The 18,557-nt window shown below is 55.4% G+C and carries 15 protein-coding genes; 9 read left to right on the top strand and 6 right to left on the bottom strand.

The annotated features are described in order from the left end of the window. Window positions 1-40: 40 nt before the first annotated feature. Genes OSO_RS0119570 through OSO_RS0119555 form a run of 4 tightly spaced genes read left to right on the top strand, consistent with a single transcriptional unit; the run spans window position 41 to window position 6,592 of the window. A complete protein-coding gene (locus OSO_RS0119570; RefSeq protein WP_010584869.1) occupies window positions 41-3,511 on the top strand; it encodes a response regulator in 3,471 nt (1,156 codons plus the stop codon). 14 nt (window positions 3,512-3,525) lie between these two features. Then, complete coding sequence (locus OSO_RS0119565; RefSeq protein WP_010584868.1) at window positions 3,526-4,353, top strand: CheR family methyltransferase; 828 nt, start codon at window positions 3,526-3,528, stop codon at window positions 4,351-4,353. Beyond that, window positions 4,350-4,961 carry a chemotaxis protein CheB gene (locus OSO_RS0119560; RefSeq protein ID WP_010584867.1) on the top strand — a complete coding sequence of 204 codons (612 nt, stop codon included), beginning with the start codon at window positions 4,350-4,352 and terminating at the stop codon, window positions 4,959-4,961. The genes OSO_RS0119565 and OSO_RS0119560 overlap by 4 nt, the downstream gene beginning before the upstream one ends. After that, complete coding sequence (locus OSO_RS0119555) at window positions 4,958-6,592, top strand: ATP-binding response regulator (protein ID WP_010584866.1); 1,635 nt, start codon at window positions 4,958-4,960, stop codon at window positions 6,590-6,592. The genes OSO_RS0119560 and OSO_RS0119555 overlap by 4 nt, the downstream gene beginning before the upstream one ends. A gap of 58 nt (window positions 6,593-6,650) precedes the next feature. Here OSO_RS0119555 and OSO_RS0119550 read toward each other — a convergent pair whose 3' ends face one another. From OSO_RS0119550 to OSO_RS0119525, 4 genes are all read right to left on the bottom strand, one after another. Further along, window positions 6,651-7,316 (bottom strand): HAD family hydrolase, encoded by a 666-nt coding sequence (locus OSO_RS0119550; protein ID WP_010584865.1) that lies wholly within the window; start codon window positions 7,314-7,316, stop codon window positions 6,651-6,653. A 140-nt stretch (window positions 7,317-7,456) separates the two neighbouring features. Next, on the bottom strand, window positions 7,457-9,958 hold the full coding sequence (locus tag OSO_RS0119545) for a heavy metal translocating P-type ATPase (protein ID WP_010584864.1): 2,502 nt from the start codon (window positions 9,956-9,958) through the stop codon (window positions 7,457-7,459). Window positions 9,959-10,186: 228 nt separating this feature from the next. Further along, window positions 10,187-10,705 carry an MOSC domain-containing protein gene (locus OSO_RS0119535; protein WP_010584862.1) on the bottom strand — a complete coding sequence of 173 codons (519 nt, stop codon included), beginning with the start codon at window positions 10,703-10,705 and terminating at the stop codon, window positions 10,187-10,189. 180 nt (window positions 10,706-10,885) lie between these two features. Then, entirely contained in the window at window positions 10,886-11,197 is a 312-nt protein-coding gene (locus OSO_RS0119525) for a hypothetical protein (protein WP_010584861.1), read from the bottom strand. Window positions 11,198-11,607: 410 nt separating this feature from the next. On the opposite strand from OSO_RS0119525, the gene OSO_RS48280 reads away from it, so the two are divergent. The 3 genes from OSO_RS48280 to OSO_RS0119500 all read left to right on the top strand — a co-directional run bounded on the left by OSO_RS48280 (window position 11,608) and on the right by OSO_RS0119500 (window position 14,192). Continuing rightward, window positions 11,608-12,108: an FHA domain-containing protein gene (locus OSO_RS48280; protein ID WP_010584860.1), complete on the top strand. Its 501-nt coding sequence runs from the start codon at window positions 11,608-11,610 to the stop codon at window positions 12,106-12,108. Window positions 12,109-12,217: 109 nt separating this feature from the next. After that, window positions 12,218-13,159: a hydroxymethylbilane synthase gene (gene hemC, locus OSO_RS0119510; protein WP_010584859.1), complete on the top strand. Its 942-nt coding sequence runs from the start codon at window positions 12,218-12,220 to the stop codon at window positions 13,157-13,159. A gap of 454 nt (window positions 13,160-13,613) precedes the next feature. Beyond that, on the top strand, window positions 13,614-14,192 hold the full coding sequence (locus OSO_RS0119500; RefSeq protein WP_010584858.1) for a hypothetical protein: 579 nt from the start codon (window positions 13,614-13,616) through the stop codon (window positions 14,190-14,192). Window positions 14,193-14,433: 241 nt separating this feature from the next. On the opposite strand, the gene OSO_RS0119490 is transcribed toward OSO_RS0119500, so the two are convergent. Together OSO_RS0119490 and OSO_RS44265 are read right to left on the bottom strand one after the other, a co-directional pair. Next, entirely contained in the window at window positions 14,434-15,645 is a 1,212-nt protein-coding gene (locus tag OSO_RS0119490; RefSeq protein WP_010584857.1) for a TFIIB-type zinc ribbon-containing protein, read from the bottom strand. A 195-nt stretch (window positions 15,646-15,840) separates the two neighbouring features. After that, a complete protein-coding gene (locus OSO_RS44265; RefSeq protein ID WP_010584856.1) occupies window positions 15,841-16,689 on the bottom strand; it encodes an alpha/beta hydrolase family protein in 849 nt (282 codons plus the stop codon). 454 nt (window positions 16,690-17,143) lie between these two features. On the opposite strand from OSO_RS44265, the gene OSO_RS0119475 reads away from it, so the two are divergent. Both OSO_RS0119475 and OSO_RS0119470 read left to right on the top strand, forming a co-directional pair. Beyond that, a complete protein-coding gene (locus OSO_RS0119475; RefSeq protein ID WP_157605347.1) occupies window positions 17,144-17,863 on the top strand; it encodes an RNA polymerase sigma factor in 720 nt (239 codons plus the stop codon). Beyond that, window positions 17,863-18,366, top strand: coding sequence for an anti-sigma factor family protein (locus OSO_RS0119470; RefSeq protein ID WP_010584854.1), 504 nt, complete (start codon window positions 17,863-17,865; stop codon window positions 18,364-18,366). The genes OSO_RS0119475 and OSO_RS0119470 overlap by 1 nt, the downstream gene beginning before the upstream one ends. Window positions 18,367-18,557 lie beyond the last annotated feature (191 nt).

Raw genomic sequence — 18,557 nt, 5'->3', positions numbered from 1 at the left:
TGCCGCTGTTTCTCCCTCCCAAAATTGACACCATCACCGAATGTTGCAATCGATCTCGCCCACGACGCTGGATTTTCGAGCGACCTCTAAGCTGTTTCTCGGTCTTGCCGCGGCATTAATACTGTTTGCCGCGAGCGGCTTGATTGCCTACATCAATACTAACACGTTGAATCGCAACGCGGTCTTGATCGCCGAGACGCATGAGATTCTGCTCGCGATCAATGACTGTTTGTCGCTTGTCAAAGATACGGAAACAGGTCAGCGCGGTTACTTGTTGACGGGCGATGAACGGTACCTTGCCCCCTATACACTGGCGGTTGCGAACGTTCGTTCACGGATTGACGAGCTTGAGAGATTGGTTCGAGATAACTCTGAGCAGCACAGGCATCTTCTCGCATTGAAATCCAATCTTGAAGCAAAACTCGCTGAACTCGACGAGACGATTCAAATTCGGCGAACGCAGGGATTCGAAGCGGCACGTGACATTGTCATCACTGATCGCGGCAAAAGCGCGATGGATGCGATCCGTAGCGAAGTTCAGGAAATGCTCTTTGCCGAACGGCAGCGTCGAGGACAGCGAATCGTCGCGATGAACAATGCGTATCATGTCGCGGTGGTCAGTGGTGTCGTGACATGCATATTCGGGATCATTCTGTCTGGCATTGTTGCGCATCTCGTCCGTAAAACGATCCTGTCGCGTCAACTACAAGACTGGCTGCAAAATGGAGAAATCAATCTTAGTCGCGTGATGATGGGTGATCAGAGGCTGGAGCGATTGGGTGAGAATGTACTGCGATTCTTTGCCGAATACCTTGATGCGCATGCGGGCGTGTTTTACGCAAATGAATCAGGTGGTTTTCGCCGAGTCGCGACTTACGGAGTTCCAGCCACGGCGCGGATTCCCGATCGATTAGATACCCGTGACGGTCTGCTTGGCCAGGCGACTCGGGACAAACGGGCATTTCTGCTTCGTGACGTTCCTGCGGGCTATCTGACGGTGGGCTCGGCATTCGGCCAAAGTGTCCCACGGCAGCTGCTCATTGCACCGGTGATGTCCGACGAGGCAGTCAATGGCGTCATTGAACTCGGGTTCATGCATCCTGTTAATGAACCCCTGTTGCAATTATTTGACGCGGCGACTGGGGCAATCGGAATTGCGGTTCGCTCGGCGAATGATCGTGCTGTCTTGCAGAGTCTGCTGGAGGAGACGCAACGACAGGCGGAAGAACTGCAGTCACAAGGCGAAGAACTGCGTGTTTCCAATGAAGAGTTGGAAGAGCAGAGTCGTGCATTGAAGGAATCGCAGTCGCGGCTTGAGCTTCAGCAGGCCGAACTCGAACAGACGAATTCCCAGCTCGAAGAGCAGGCGCAGTTACTCGAGGCCCAGCGGGATGATGTCAATCGCACAAACGTCAAGCTCCAAGAACAAACGCAGGAACTCGAACAGGCCAGTCAGTACAAGTCCGATTTTCTGGCGAATATGTCGCACGAGTTGCGGACCCCGCTCAATTCATCGCTGATCCTGGCGAAGCTATTGGCGGACAATCCCAGCGGGAATCTGACGTCCGAGCAAATTCGCTATGCCGAAACGATTCAATCGGCGGGTAACGATTTGCTGACGTTGATCAACGATATTCTGGACTTATCGAAGATCGAAGCCGGTCACATGGAGATTCGACCGGAACCGGTCAGATTGACCCATTTGGTCGAGGATATGCGGCGAACGTTCCAGCCTGTTGCCGATCAGAAGCGACTGAGTTTTGTGCTTCGTATTCTGCCGGGGTGCGCGGAAACCCTTCACACTGATCGACAACGACTCGAACAAATTCTCAAGAATCTGCTTTCGAATGCGATGAAGTTCACCGAAAAGGGGGAAGTCACGTTCCAGGCAGGCCCGGCTTCAGGCAACCAGATCGCGTTTTCGATCATTGATACGGGAATCGGCATATCGACGCACCAACAAGAAATTGTATTTGAAGCGTTCCGCCAGGCCGACGGAAACTCAAATCGAAAATTTGGAGGAACGGGGCTTGGGCTGTCGATTTCACGGGAACTTGCCAGACGACTCGGCGGCGACATTTCGTTGGTCAGCCAGCCGAATCGGGGAAGCACATTTACCGTTACGATACCCGAAGTGTATGACCCACAATCGGTGCCGGTTCGGCAAGCTCCGGTTCGTTCGCGATCGACAGAATCGCAAGTGGCGGCGCCGATCGAATTGCCGAGCTCGCTTCCATCCACTCTCGCATTCCCGGTGAGTGAGGGTTTGGCATCAAATCGAGTTCATCACCTCGAAGACGATCGTGAGCGATTAACGGGGGATAGCCGAGTCATTCTGGTGGTCGAGGACGACGTCACCTTTGCCAGCATTCTGTATGATCTGGCTCATGAAGTTGACTTTCAGTGTCTGATCGCGTTGACGGCCGAAGAAGGGTTGGCAATTGCGGTTCAGTATCTGCCAAGTGCGGTCGTGCTGGATGTAGGGTTGCCGGATCATTCTGGCCTGTCCGTACTCGATCGATTGAAGCATGACGCACGGACGCGGCACATTCCGGTGCATGTGATCTCGGCAGGTGATTATGCGATGACGGCGATGGCGCTGGGGGCCGTCGGATATATGTTGAAGCCTGTGAAACGCGAGGAGTTGGCGAACGCGCTTCAGCAATTGGAAGTACGGTTGGCGCAACGCATGCGACGCGTGCTTGTCGTGGAAGATGATCCGGTGCAGCAGGAAAGCTTGCGGATGCTGTTGGGGTCGCACGATGTCGAGACAATTGGTGCATCGAGTGCCGCCGAGTGTCTAGAGCAATTGAAGATTGCGACGTTCGACTGCATGGTACTCGATCTGTCGCTACCCGATGCGTCAGGGTATTCCCTGCTGGAGACGCTGAGTCGTGAAGATGCGTATGCGTTTCCACCGGTGATTGTCTATACAGGGCGAGATCTCTCGACGGACGAAGAGCAAAAGTTACGGAAGTATTCGAAATCGATCATCATCAAGGGGGCGAAGTCGCCGGAGCGGCTTCTGGACGAAGTGACACTGTTCTTGCATCAGGTGGTTTCTGAGTTGCCACCTGAGCAGCAGCGAATGTTAGAAAAAGCGCGCAGTCGCGATGCGGCGATTGAAGGGCGTCGAATTTTGATTGTCGAGGACGACGTCCGAAATGTGTTTGCATTAACCAGCATTCTCGAGCCTCGCGGAGCGCAGCTTGAAATCGCGAGAAACGGATGCGAGGCCCTTGAGATACTGGCACGCTTTGGCGAGTCTGCCGAGCAATCGATTGATCTAGTACTGATGGATATCATGATGCCGGAAATGGATGGAATCACGGCGACGATGGAAATCCGTAAAAATCCCGCCTGGAAAAAGCTTCCGATCATCGTCTTAACGGCGAAAGCGATGAGCGACGACCAAGAGCGGTGCCTGGCAGCGGGGGCCAGTGACTATATGTCCAAACCACTGGATGTCGAAAAGCTGCTTTCGCTCGTTCGTGTCTGGATGCCCCGGTGAAAAGGTGTCGGCACGTGGCAGATAAAACGGACGATATTGAACTGCGGCTTCTGCTCGAGGCCATTTTCCGAAAGTACCACTATGACTTTCGGGGGTACTCGATGGCATCCGTAAAGCGTCGGCTGACTCAAGCCAGAGACCATTTCGGTTGTTCGACATTCTCACAATTGCAGGATCGCGTCTTGCACGATTCGTCGGTGCTTCCGGAATTGCTGTCGTATCTGACCGTACAGGTCAGCGAGCTGTTTCGTGATCCGGACTACTTTCGAGCGATTCGCGAACAAGTCGTGCCTCACCTGAGGACCTATCCTTCGCTTAAGGTGTGGGTCGCGGGTTGTAGCGCGGGCGAGGAACTCTATTCGATGGCGATCCTCTTTCGAGAAGAGGGTTTGGAAGAGAAAACTCTCTTTTATGGGACTGATATTAATCCCGATGCGCTGAAACGGGCTGAAGCGGGCGTCTATCCACTTGAACGCATTCCCTTGTTCACAGAGAATCACCGCAAATCAGGCGGAAAGTCATCGCTTTCCGACTACTATACCGCGGCGTATGGCGCCGCGGTCTTTGATAAGTCACTAAGACAACGTGCTGTCTTTTCGGATCATAGTTTGGTTTCGGATGCCGTATTCGCAGAGGTCCAGTTGATTTCATGCCGAAATGTGTTGATCTATTTCGATCTCGGGATTCAGGATCGGGCGGTCGGTCTCTTCTCTGATTCATTGGTTCGCAAGGGATTTCTGGGATTGGGAGCCAAAGAGAGCTTACGATTCTCACGACACTCTGAGTCCTTTGTGGAATTCTCGCGAGACGAAAAGATCTATCAAAAGCGAGGCACCGTATGAACGCGTTGAGTCGCGAGCGACAGCCTGCCCCCGTGGCGGTACCTCCGGAGGCCGTCGTCATTGGAGCGTCCGCTGGGGCGGTCGAAGCGCTCTCGGTCCTCTTGCCCGCGCTTCCTGGCGACTTCCCATTGCCAGTCTTGACTGTCGTGCATTTACCCTCGGATCGAAAGAGCCTCTTGGCGAGTGTCTTGAAATCAAAGTGCCAAATGGATGTGCGGGAGGTCGAAGACAAAGAGCCTATGGAATCGGGGACCGTGTATTTCGCTCCACCGGATTATCACTTGCTCGTGGAGGCCGACCTTCGTCTGTCGCTTTCCAGCGAAGCTCCAGTGCTTTTCTCGCGACCATCGATTGATGTCTTGTTTGAATCGGCTGCGGATATCTTTGGCCCGGCTTTGATCGGTGTCATTCTGACTGGGGCGAATTGTGACGGGTCGCGAGGTTTAAGAGCAGTGACGGATGCAGGCGGCGTCGCGCTCGTGCAACGACCGGATCAGGCCCAGGCGAAGACCATGCCTCAGGCGGCGCTGGAAGCGTGCCACACCGCTCGATCGCTCAGCATCCCCGAAATTGCGGTCTTTCTACAGGAGGCCGTAACTCGAAAATGACGACGCCTGCGACAGAACCCGTCTATTTCCTGCTCGTCGATGACCTCGAAGAGAATCTCTTGGCACTGGAGGGATTGCTGCGTCGAGATGGCCTGAAGCTCTTATTAGCACGTTCCGGCGTCGAAGCACTTGAGTTACTGCTCAGGCATGACATCGCGCTGGCGCTCATTGACATTCAAATGCCTGCAATGGATGGCTTTGAACTTGCCGAACTCATGCGAGGAACGGAGCGGACGCGTCGCGTGCCGATCATTTTTCTGACGGCGGGAAGTACGGACAGGAGCCGCCGATTTCGTGGATACGAGGCTGGCGCTGTCGATTTTTTGGAGAAGCCGCTGGAGACGCATATTCTTCGGAGTAAGGCGGAGGTTTTCTTCGAATTGTTTCGGCAGCGGCAGGAGGTCGCACAGCAACGAGACGAACTGAAATCGGCGACCGAAGAGATCACTCGATTGCTCAAAGAGAGCCGACAGTATTCGCAAGCACTTCAGGAAGCGGATCAGCGAAAGGATGAATTCCTGGCAATGCTGGCGCATGAACTGCGGAATCCATTGGCGCCAGTGCGAAATGCCGTCGAAATTCTGCGTCTGGAAGGGTTGGCAAAGTCGGACGTGGCCCAGGCACGTGAGATTATTTCACGGCAGGTGTCACATATGGCCAGGCTGGTAGACGATCTGCTTGATGTCGCTCGCATCGCTCGAGGGAAAGTTCGGTTACGATCGGAACGCTGCGATTTGGCCACGGTCGTGCGTCAGACGGCGGAAGACTATCGCGCCACAATTACCGAGGCGGGGGTCGAGCTGCAGGTGACCGTGCCAGATGATCGAATCGACGTCGAGGGTGATCCAATCCGGCTCGCTCAGGTCGTCGGAAATCTGCTTCACAACGCGCGCAAGTTCACGCCTGGTGGTGGACGGGTGCGCGTGCGAGCGGAGCGTGATGCGAGCACGTGGCAAGCCGTTGTTATCGTTGAGGATACAGGTTCTGGCCTGGACGAAACCGTGAAGAAGCGGTTGTTCGAACCGTTCTCGCAGGCGGATCAAACATTCGAACGTGACAAAGGGGGGCTTGGGTTGGGGCTTGCACTCGTCCGCGGACTGATCGAGTTGCATTCAGGGACTGTGACGGCTGAAAGTCCTGGCCCCGGTCGAGGTTCAACCTTCACGCTTCGCTTGCCACTGGCCGAGCCTCAAGCAGAAACGCCGGATTCACCAGACGTCGTGGTCGCGGAGACAACTCAATCCCGATTGCGAATTCTGCTTGTCGAGGATAATCGCGATGCCGCGCTCACGCTAAAACTCTTACTCACATTGATGGGCCATCAAGTTGCCGTTGCCTTTGATGGGCCCGATGGGCTCGCCCAAGCGCGTCTGTTCTTACCGGAAGTCGTCATTTCTGATCTCGGGCTGCCGGGAGGCCTCGATGGCTACGCTCTTGCCGAAGCGTTGCGGGCGGAAGCGGCGCTTTCGCCCGTCTACTTAGTCGCGCTCAGCGGCTACGGACAGGACGATGACCAACGTCGCGCGCTGTGTGCGGGATTTGATCGCCATCTCGTAAAGCCCGTTGAGCAGCACAAGCTCGCCGCAGCTCTTGATTCGGCGATGAAACGCCGCGCATCGATTGTCCATTGATGCCGGATGTTGTCTTAATGACGTGTTGACGCAACACATGTGACGTCGCGTTCCGCGATTAGGACACGAGACGAGGCAGCTCGCGCAGCGAATGGATTGTCTCAATGGATTGTGGATGCGAGTCTCGATTTGATCGATTGAGCCAGATGGCTCGCAGGCCTGCTTTTTGAGAGGCGACGGCATCGATTTCTGGGTGATCGCCAACGTAAATCGCATCTTCAACCCGGACGCGTGCCTTCTGGCAAGCGATTTGAAAGATTTCACGACGGGGTTTCGGAATTCGGCAATCTGCGGAAATCAAGATCATCGAAAAATGGGGTGCGATCTTCATGTCATGAAGTTTATTACGCTGCTCGTCCGCCGGACCGTTCGAAATAATTCCCAAGTGTCTACTTGACAGCTGTTGCAGGCAAAAACTGACGTCGTCGAACAACATCCAATTGGCACGATATGCCAAGAGGTACGTCTCGAACAAAGCGTCTGCTTGCTGATCATCCAGATCTGGGGCAACCGTTTCGCGCACGCGGATACGCCGTAACGCGTCGTAAGTGATCTCACCTCGCAAATAGCGAGGGTAGTGGCGAAAGTGAGCGAGTCTCCACGCTTCCTCAAATTGATTTCGTTGACTGCTAAGTTGATACTGTTGATGAATTTGTCTCACAGCGAATTGCATCGCACGACTATGGTCGATTAACGTATCGTCGATGTCGAAGAACACAATCATTTGTGTATCCATGTCCAAAAGTCGGGCCAGGCGTTCTCATTGCAAGGCCCCTGTCTGTTGACAAGCTCGCGAGGTGCAACTGGACCACGACCCTCATCCTCGCGAGTTCATCAAAAAGTGAATTCCGTTTGGATGCTCCATTAGAGTTTCGCGTTACGCAATCGCAAGGCGTTGCCGACCACGCACACGGAACTGAGACTCATTGCGGCTCCTGCAATCATTGGACTCATCAGCACGCCGAACATCGGATACAGGATTCCCGCTGCGACGGGGACACCGAGCACGTTGTAGATGAAGGCGAAGAATAGGTTCAGTCGGATGTTTGACATGGTCAGGCGGCTTAGGCGAACCGCCTTGACGATTCCGCGGAGATCCCCTTTGATCAGGGTGATTCCCGCGCTTTGGATCGCCACGTCGGTTCCTGTGCCCATCGCGATTCCAACATCGGCCGCACTTAGCGCCGGGGCGTCATTAATTCCGTCGCCGGCCATTGCGACCTTCTCGCCGCTCGAGTGCAACTCTGCAATGGCTTTCGCTTTCTCTGCTGGTTCGACCTCGGCTCGGACGTTCTCGATTCCCAGTGACTTGGCGACGGCATCGGCCGTTCGCTGGTTGTCCCCGGTCAGCATTACCAGATCCAGCCCGAGCGCCCGTAGTTGTTCGAGTGCCTGGCGGGTGGTCCCCTTCACGGGATCGCTGACAATCAGAATTCCCGCGGGTTGGCCGTCCACCGCCGCAAACATGCTTGTCTGGCCCTGCTCTTGAAATGGGGCTGCGATCGATTCAAGTCGATCCAGGCCGGGAATCGGTTGCGCATGCAGCAGATCTCGCTTTCCGACGATGACAGAGTGGCCATCAACGGTTCCCACAATCCCGGCGCCAGTTACAGAATGAAAATCAGAGGTGCTGACGAGTTCAAGTTGCTGAGATTTGGCGCCGCGGACAACGGCGGCGGCGATCGGATGTTCGCTGTGAATTTCGAGTGATGCCACAACCCGAAGGAGATCGTTCGCATCGAATCCGGGTTGGGGGAGGACTTCCGTCAGTGTGGGTTGACCTTCGGTCAGCGTCCCGGTCTTGTCGAATACAAGAGTCGTGACCTGTTCCAGTCGCTCGAGCGCTTCCGCATTCTTGACCAAGACTCCTTCTTGTGCGCCGCGACCGATACCAACCATGATTGACATCGGTGTTGCGAGACCCAGTGCGCAGGGGCAAGCAATGATCAGGACGGCGATCGCATTGACGATGGCATACGCGAGTTTCGGCTCTGGGCCAAGCCACAGCCATAACGCGAATGTGATGACCGAAATTGCGAGGACGGCAGGCACAAACACTCCTGCAACTTGATCGGCGACGCGTTGAATTGGTGCACGACTTCGCTGGGCCTGAGCGACCATCTCAACAATTTGTCCGAGCATCGTGTCGCGACCAACCCGATCCGCGCGCATGACGAAACTGCCGCGTCCGTTGACCGTTCCCCCGGTGACGTTGCCCCCCGCCTTCTTCTCGACCGGCAAGGGTTCGCCTGTCATCATCGACTCTTCGACGAACGAGCTTCCTTCGATGACTTCTCCGTCAACGGGAATTCGGTCACCGGGAACGACGCGAAGCAGGTCACCTACTTTGACTTGATCCAGAGGAACTTCTTGGTCGCCGTTGACACCAATACGACGTGCAATGGGTGGTGCCAGTCGCAAGAGTGCCTGAATTGCACTGCCCGTTTGGCTTCGGGCTCGCAGTTCCAGTACTTGTCCGAAGAGTACCAGCACAATGATGACGGCTGCGGCTTCGAAATAGATCGGGACGTGGCCCCCGTGCTGCATGGTGTGGGGAAACACCCCCGGAACCAACATTGCGATGACACTAAAGAAATATGCTGCACCGACGCCGAGGGAGATCAGGGTAAACATGTTCCAGTGGCCGGAGATCAACGATCTGCCGCCCCGGCGGAAGAATGGCCATCCCGCCCATCCCACCACGGGCGTTGTCAGCGCAAATTGAGTCCATCGCGCAATCGAACTATCCGCCCAGGCAACGTTGAATGGCAATAGATGTGTCATTGCCATCACGAAAACCGGCAGCGTGAGGAGTCCGCCGATCCACAGCCGGGTTGTCAGATCGCGCAGTTCTGTGTCTTCCTCGACGGCAGGGGCTGCTGTGATGGTTTGGCGCTCCAACGCCATTCCACAGATGGGGCAATCTCCGGGATGGTCCATCTGGATTTCGGGGTGCATCGGACAGGTATAGATTGGGGGCGTCGAATCCAAGGCAACCCAGGCGGGATTGCGCTCAAGCGCCATGCCGCATTTCGGACAGTCACCTGGAACGTCGGATTCAACTCCGTCGCACATTGGGCAGAAGTACTTCTTGGTACTGGATGACGTCACTGAAGGTGTGGCGTGTCCATGGCAGCAACTTCTTGTGTGAGGATGAGGTTCGCGCGGTGCGGCATCATTGACTTTCGACAGAAACGATTGGGGATTGGCCCGAAAACGCTGAAGGCATGACGTGCTGCAAAAATGGTACGTTGTCCCTTCGTGGGCAAATGAGCCGGCAGAGTGAGCTGGATCGACCGCCATCCCGCATACCGGATCGATGTTCGAATCCGACAAGATATTCAGTTGGGGAAGTGAATCAGACATGGCAAGCATCCGCGAAGAGTCCGTGTTGGAAATGCGCAAGCGTCAATTCAGCGGCAGTGACCTTGTCTCAAGATACACCGCGTTGCCAACGCTCGTCAGTGACTCCATGATACGGCCCGTACTTTACTACAGAGTCAAGGGTCTGGAGCACGGTGTTTTTGCGAGGCTGATTCAAGTTTGCGGCGAGAGGGGCCTGGTGAAGCAGAATCTGCTTCGAGTTTCCACTGGTCATCGAGGTGAGGATTGAGATTGTGGCGAGGGGATTGCCCTCATCGCGTCGCCGACGTGAATTGTGCCCCCGACAATGACCTTTGCGGTGATGCCACCGTGACCACGCATCGCATTGTAACCACCGGGACCCAGGACCGATTCCATGCGTGAACAAGGTTCGCAGGGGCCGCTATACTCGAGGCAGACCTCGCCAATGCGAAATTGCTTACCCTTAAGGGCCAATAAATTCAGGCCCGAGATCACCAGATTACGACGGGCAAGTTCTGGCGCGACATCGTCTCGATGCAAAAGCGATGCAACGGCTTGTAGATGCTCGTACTGAATGAGCGTGACCTGCCGTTTTGAGCCGATTCGGCCACCGAACCGATGATCACCTTCGATCCCGCGGCCAACGAAAAGTATGGCCTTTTCGACAGACTGTACCGGTGTCAATCGTGCGGGGCGCACTCCAATCCAGCGCAGTCGGCCCTGCTGTGGAAGTGTGTTGAGTAGGCTTGTCAACGTTTCCACAGGCATTCATCCCGATCGCAACTTGCAACGTAGGAACCGCTCCACGGCGGATGTCCGCCTGCTGGTCACGATAGCACGATTACGAGCAAATCGCTTCTGGCACGTGCGAGCATGCGACAGCGGACGTGGATTCGTTCACGTCTGCGCGGATGTTATTGAGCGAGTCGTCGAGAAATCGAATTGTTGTCAGACGGACCATTCCGTCTGGCAACCCTGGCAGCGAAAGCCGACGAGAGTTGCTGTACCTGGAATGGAAAGTCCACTCAGGTTCACAGCGGAGTCAGGCAGTTCGATCGGTTCAACAACCGGATATCCACAGTCCTGGCAGGATCTGTTTGCGTAGAGAACCCGTGCCCGCGTCACAACATCCATTTCCTGCGGTTGAAATCTCAGTCGAGATGCGATCCGCGACTTTGGAAATGGCAGAATCATGGAATCGTCCGTTGTGGCAAATAACGAGTTCGTCTCGTCCGGCCAGTAAACGCTGAGTCGGCTCATCCTTGAGCTCCTTGGCGGAAAGCACGTTGGTTCAAAGTTTTGACATCCGTTCAAAACGCATCTCATTCCGCGAAGCGTCATGCTCCCGCCAGTGAACTCGCACAAAAATGTGGAAAGTTGCCGGTTGCGGACAGTGAGTGAGATGGGAACGAGCGGAAATTACCGGTTGTAACGGTATTCGGCAAGTGAATTTGGATTGCGAGGCATCTAATTTCGGCGGAATTGGCCTGCCTGGCACAGATTTGCGTTCAAGCCTTTGCCTGGTGTCACTCGCCGTGTCGCCAAAGTGCTTTGTGACCGTCTGGCGCCGTGTGGCTCGAGATGAAACGGGCCGACGTGCTGGAAATCGGGTTTCCAATCGGGGTTAGTACGCTTATCATGACGATGATCCCACTGAGGAGAGTGTATTAATGCCGGCCTTCCTGGTTCCCGTCGACGCCAATCAAAGCCTGATTCCATTGGAAAAGGCCATTGTGTTGATTGGACGGCAATCCGATTGCGACGTATCACTGACGAACAGCCGAAAGATTTCACGCAAGCATTGTTGCATCGCGCAAGTCAACGAGACGTTGATCATCCGTGACCTGGGCAGTACGAACGGCGTGTTTCTGAACGGCAATCGGGTGGAAAAAGAAGCGATGATCACCGTGGGCGATGAGATCACCATTGGTGACATTCATTTCACGCTTCGAAGCGAGATCCCTGCGACTGCAAAAGCTGGTGGGGCCAAAAACGGCAAAGGGACGGAGAAGCCGAACGCAAGTCCACGCGGTGTGCCTCCGATTCCGCCGCCGGTGCCCGCGGCTTCTCGCAAGCCATTGTTGATCCCTTCGAGTGCCGAGTTGAATCTGAAATTCGACGAGGAATCGTCGGATGAACAACCGACTACGCCCCGTCCGCGACGTTCGTAATCAGGGCCGATTCAGGTCTGTCGTCCAGCATGGGAATGTGCTTCGATTTTCGCATGGAAGTGGTTCGACGGGCGTTTTCTTTTCATCAGCAGTTTGAGTCGAGACTACATTGCAACACTTTCCCCGCACGACGTTGAAGATCGCCACTCGTTCAAGTCTGCTCGCTTTGTGGCAGTCAAACTATATTGCCGATCTGATTCGCCAGGTGGCGCCACACGTCTCCGTTGAATTGGTGCATATTTCCACGACGGGTGATCGCGATCAGACGGAAACCTTGCGGGCACTCGGAAGTTTTGGAGTGTTCACGCGCGAAGTACAGGTGGCGATCCTGGACGGTCGTGCCGACCTCGCCGTCCATAGTTTGAAGGATTTGCCGACGGATGGTCCCGCAGAATTAACGCTCGCCGCGACGCCCGTTCGAGGACTGACGCACGACGCGTTGATTCTGCCCACTGGCTCAATGGGGCGAACGCTAGCTGATGTTCCGACGGGTGCTCGAATTGGAACGGGTAGTCCTCGCCGTCAGGCGCAGCTCCGTTTCTTGCGTCCCGATCTGAGTCTTTCCGAGATCCGTGGCAACCTGGATACGCGGCTGAAGAAGCTGGATTCAGGCGAATACGATGCAATTGTCCTTGCCGCCGCAGGGCTTACCCGACTCGGTTGGGAGAATCGCATCCAGTCTGAGATCGCGCCGCCCGACATGTATCCGGCAGTGGGACAGGGGGCAGTCGGGGTTGAGTGTCGGACGGATGATTCGGATCTTCGTTCGTTGCTGATGCGGGTCACTGATGGCCCCACCTGGTCCAGTGTCACCGCTGAGCGAAGCCTGCTTTCGACATTGCGAGCGGGTTGCCATGCGCCACTTGGTGTTCGAACCCAGGTGGTCGGGAATGCGTTACAGTTGGAGGCGGTCGTGTTGCCTTTGGACGGTCATCGCCGCTGGATGGCTCATGCGTCCGCGGATGTTTCGAAGGCGAAAGAACTCGGTCAAACCGTAGCCGGTTTACTGGTTTCACAAGGTGTCGAGCGAATTTTGCACGCGAGTCTGTAACGGGCATTTGCGACAACGGTCTGAGACGATGACGGTCATACGTGAGGAGCATCGTCCCGTACCTTCCCTGACCGCCCATGCACGATATTCCAGCGCCCATGGTGCGCGTCGCGAGTCGTCATCTGTTCGCTCGTCAAAAACGCCGCGAGCAACAGAAACTGTTCTGCTACCCGCGACGCTACCGTGACTGACCGGTGAGGAGAACACCCGGTCAGTCCAATAGTATGACCGCCGAGAATTCCAGATCGTTAAAATGTTGTAATCTCGACACCTGGTGTGCGTAACATTTCGGCGTGAACTTCGCTACGAGTGTCACGTGCGAGCGAGGAATGGAGGTTGAGCGAGACGTTGCAGTTCGACTCGGCCTTTATCGATGGCTCGTCTTTGTTGGCGATCGAAAATCGAAACGATATCGGGGTGCATAACTGTGTGGCCCCGTCCGAAGGGTTATGGAATGTCGACACCGTGGTTAAAGCGCATCAAACGAACGGGACAATTAACGGTTCACAACAAAGCCACCGCATGGTCTGCGGCCGTGACGAAGGGGATGACCACCTTCAATGGATTGGGATTTGGAGTAAAAATGGTGCCAGCGGAGGATGAAAAGTCGGCCAATGTGGTCATCCTTGCCGCGAATGGACCGCAGCAGTACCCCTACTACGGTCAGACACTCAAAACAAAGCCAGAGTTCAAGCCGGATGAACTTGACGGACAGACATCTGTGGTGACGGACGACCGTCTGAAAGAGACGTTTTTCGCGTGTATTTTCCTGCCTGGACGCGTGAAAAGTCCCACGAAAGATCAGCAGGAGATGGTCGTTGTCCATGAATTGATTCATGCTGCTGGCATGGACGAGCACGACTCGTCTGGAATCATGTTCAGCCACATGCAGGCGTCTGGGACCGGATTGCTTGAGTATCTTCATGACGCCAGCGCGAAGCCGATGCCGCCCGTTCGGTTAGGAGGAATGACAAAGTGCAAAGTTCAGATGCTTTGGACGGACTCGCCCGATGACGACTGCAAGAAGGATTGAGGGAAATGAATCCGTTCTCGATTCCTGATTTCCAAACAGAGGCGTTCAAGTCATCTGCGATGCCTTTCAACGCCGGGATCAAACGTGTGGGCTGGTTGCGCGGGCGCTGATTGTCGAAGTTGCATGAGGAAGGAGCCGAGATCTCTCGGGGGCGAATTTCGCGGCTCATCGTGTGATGTGGATAGACTCGCCTTGGGATTCGAAGTTGATTCCAGTATCCCCGGTTCGTCGCAACGGGGTTTTACCTGCCGAAGTGGATTTCTTGTCCAAACTGCAGATCATTTGCTGAGAAGTGAATGCCGTCTGATGATCCTGAAAGTCCCCAGAAGAATAGTGCCACGATCACGGCCAGCGTGATTGCAAACGCGATCTTTACGGCACTGTAGGGTCTTTGCCCCGACACGACGCCAGTCGTGGCGTTGATCATGACTTGGTAGGTCTCGTTTCGATATCGATATGCCAAGAGCCAGACGGGCAGCAACAGGTGCTTGTAAGTGATCCGGGAATAGTTTGCGTTAAGGGACGTGATCTGCTGTTCGTCACCGCCGATCCGCTGACGTGCGGATTGGGCCAGTGCGGCCTCGATCAGTTGCCGCGCGTAGCTGAAGCTGTCTTCCAGGGGGATGTCATAGGTCCGTGAGAAGAATCCGGCGAGAACTTCTGGAGTAAACGAGATTAAGGAATCCAGTGGCCACGGTTCGAGGCTTCGCACCAGGTCGGCGTGTTGACCGTTGGCGGCAATGATCAGGACGTCGTCAAAGAACTGCTCGAATTCGCCACCGGCACTCGACCAGTTCACGCGCCGTTCCGTCCGGCGATTGTTACCCTCACCGACCGTGATGAAATACGCATCGCCGCGGCGTCCCGTGTACGTGGTATATGCCAAAGTGTCGAACGTGAAGAATGGTAGATAAACACCATTGAATTTGCCGCTCGCACCTTGTTTTAAGAACTCGTTCGGGGCCCACCAGAGCGACTTGACCCACGCGCGTAAATTCTCGGCGGCCGTTTCAGCGGGCACAAGAAATGGCAACATTCCATCGACAGGAATGCGCGACACGGAATCGTGAACCTTGTCACGCTGAAGCGGGCAGGCGCAATAGGGACAGGATGAACTGGTCAAAGTCCCTTGAAACACGACTTCCGCACCGCAGGAATCGCATCGTACCGCGTGCTGCGTTGTGGCCTGATCGTCCTCTTCGAGGGATTTGGATTCGCGCTGTCGCTGCAGCTTGGCAAGCATTTTGAGATAGTCGCGTTCGACGATTGGCACACGATTCTGATGTTCAATCCGTTGGATCTGGCCGCAATAGGGACACTGCAAACTTTGCTGGCCAATTGAAAAAACCAGATCCGCTCCACAGCGATCGCACGGAAAGATGCGCCCTTTGCCGGCGTCGATCGATCGACCAGGCTTGCCGTCGGGGGCTGAACTCGGGGGCGGCAATGGCATAGACAAGTTGGCCGGTCCTTAGGGGTGGCGTCGAAGTTCCCAACCGATTCGAAACGATGGACTCCGTCGAATGATCCTTCCAGACAACTTCGTCACCTCACGCGGTGATGTCGGCCGCGTGACCGCTCCAATGAAGAAGGGGATCGGATGGCGGTCCTCGACGAGTTCATAAAGTCTGCTGACGCCGCGGTGTGATCAAGGCGAGACCAGGCCGAAGGCGGCACTGCACTGGGGGTGATTGAACATTTTCGTATGGTCGTGTTCGACATCGTTCGCGATGACAAGCGTCCAGTTGAAGGGCCAATTTCGTTCTGTCGCCAGTGCTTTCGCAGCGGCGAAGACATTCTTGCCCCGTTCAAATCGGCATTGCCCTTGGGCGTCCGCAGGCGGCGACACGTCAAGATATTCATCTCGTTCGATGTCGAGGCTTCCCAAGTAGATTGTCAGTGGCTGGGCGAGGTAGGCCTTGAAATGATCGTCCGATTGCAATTCATCGGGAAGTCCCCTGAAGCCAAATGGAAATTCCGCAGCGCGTGTTGGAAACAGGTGCGTTCCGGGGTTTGCCGCGACAATTCGTATGGCGTCGGTCGCGACGAATCCGGCTGTTCTGACGAGGAACTGCCCTCCCCCGGAATGGCCGATCAAATACAGCGGAAGATTGGGGCGTCCTTCGCGCTGGCGGATCTCTTTGGAGATTCGGTTGATGTATTGCCCCGTCCATTCGTCTTTCGGGGCGGCCTTGCCGTCTAAAACGACTCCGCCGAACTGGTATTTGCGTTTGGGGAAGAGCTGGTCGTCGAACAACGGGGCGACGACCAACGCCCGAAAACGTTCTGCCATCTCGATCGAATCATCACGATATTCCTCGGCATTCCGAAGGACGCCATGAAAAACCATGATGATCGGGCCCTCGGAATAATCCTTTGGTTTGTACGTAAAAAGTTTTAGCGGGACGTCACCAAACTGAACCTCAATTGCGGACTTTCCCGCAGGTAACGGCTCGGCGGCGGCCAAAAGCAGGCTGACGACCAAAAACGTCTGCACGATGTGCGTTTCCTGATGAGTTTTAGGGGAGATCCGATGCGACGAGAAAGTGGGCTGTTCCTTCTCGCGTTCGATGAGGCCTGATCGAACACGCCATCACGATTTGGTAGCGGGACCACCACGAGCCGTGCCCGCAGTCAATCCCGCGTCTCGTTACGTCGCCATTGTTCGTCGTCGCGAAATCGAATGCAAGTCCCGTATGGTCTAGGGCTAAGCCGAATCTCTGCAAGAGCTTCTGAGCGGCTGCGGTTACGATTGCGTACTGGCCGCGTGTTCATTCCCGTCTGCCGTCGCGGAAGGGCGCGACGTCCGGCAGAATTGCGGTTTCGGGCGTCAAATTTCTGGGTTTCCGTGACGCGTGGGGCAGGGGCGGCGTTAGAATCGAGCGGACATTTTTTCAATTCCTCTCCAACATCTTCCAGACGGGCGACGTAACTGTTTTACGGGTGCCCCAATGCAGAACATTATGACACAACCGCAGGGCGGAATATCAGGCGTGGACGAAGCGACCGCCGCGACGCATGAGTCGCGGCTGGTTGAAGATGCGCGCCGCGGCAGCCAATCGGCCTTCGGTGAATTGGTGACGCGCTACGAGCGTCGACTGATTCGAGTCATTCTTCAGTTTGTGAAGAGTCAGGAACTGGCCGAGGATCTGACGCAAGAGGCATTCTTGAAGGCGTACCAGAGACTTGGGCAGTTCGATGCGTCTCGAAGGTTCGGTCCGTGGCTATTTCGAATTGGCGTCAATCAGACTCTAGATTACTTGCGTCGGCGTAAGCGTCGCGGTTGGTGGTTGTTATTTTCCGAGCGGGGAACGGAACGCGATCCAGATCCGGCAATTGCTGATCCACGTCAGCAACTGGATCTCGAGCAAGAGGTCGCTGCCGTTCTGGAGCAGATTCCCGAGAACTATCGCGTGGTTTTGATTTTGCGTGAGTTGCAGAACTTTTCGACATGCGACATCGCCGCCATCCTGGGGCGAAAAGAAGCGACCGTTCGTTGGAGGCTCGCTGAGGCTCGTTCGATGTTTCACGATTTGTGGGTGAAACGACGTGATGGCGCAACGGGCGTGGCGTGTCCGATTTCGATGGATGAAGTTCCAGCTGTTGAGCGAGATTCATCGCAGCCAAGCGGTCGCAAGGTGACGACTCGAAAGGGTAAAGAGGTCGAATAATGATGGATTGTCGGCAGGTGAAATCGTTGCTTTCTCTCTGGATCGGACAGGATCTTCCAGATGCGGCCACGACGAACGGTGTCGCCAAGCATTTGGAGGAGTGTCTGGAATGTGCGCAGCGACGAAACGAGTTGCAACATAGCCTGGAAGTTCTGCAAGGATGCGCAGCCGAACCGTTCGTTGTGACATCGTCGCGCCGAAGTGTCTGGCCTCAATTGACAACTCGCATCCGCGAATGGGAAACGCGTCGGCAGCGCGAACGATTTAATGGCTGGATTCCAGCGACGGTGATGGCGCTCGCCGTCGCGTTAATGGTTGGCGTGTCGCTCCCTTCGATTCACGAGGCGTTCTTGGGAAGTGATTCCACTGCTTCGACATCGGTGGATCTGTTCGAGACGACAGCCCGGTTTCGTTTCTCGGATGATCGAAAGCCGAGTATTCCAGGTACGGCCGTGAATGCTCCGCGTAACACTCCGGTGAACTACACACCGGACCAGTGGTGATCTCACCCAGGACAGTTGTCAGCGTCGATTTCCGTCGATGTTGATTTGGTGCTAGATGACTTGAGACGGCGAGCGATTCTTGCAATCGTTCGCCGTCTCAAGTCATTTGATCCCCTTCCAAAAATTGTCGCGGGGATCACGAGGTCGTAGCGCGTTGAACTTTATGTGAATCAATTGACACGTGGCCGGTC

This window comes from Schlesneria paludicola DSM 18645 (assembly GCF_000255655.1).
GTDB lineage: Bacteria > Planctomycetota > Planctomycetia > Planctomycetales > Planctomycetaceae > Schlesneria > Schlesneria paludicola.
This window is presented reverse-complemented; position numbering and strand designations above follow the sequence as displayed.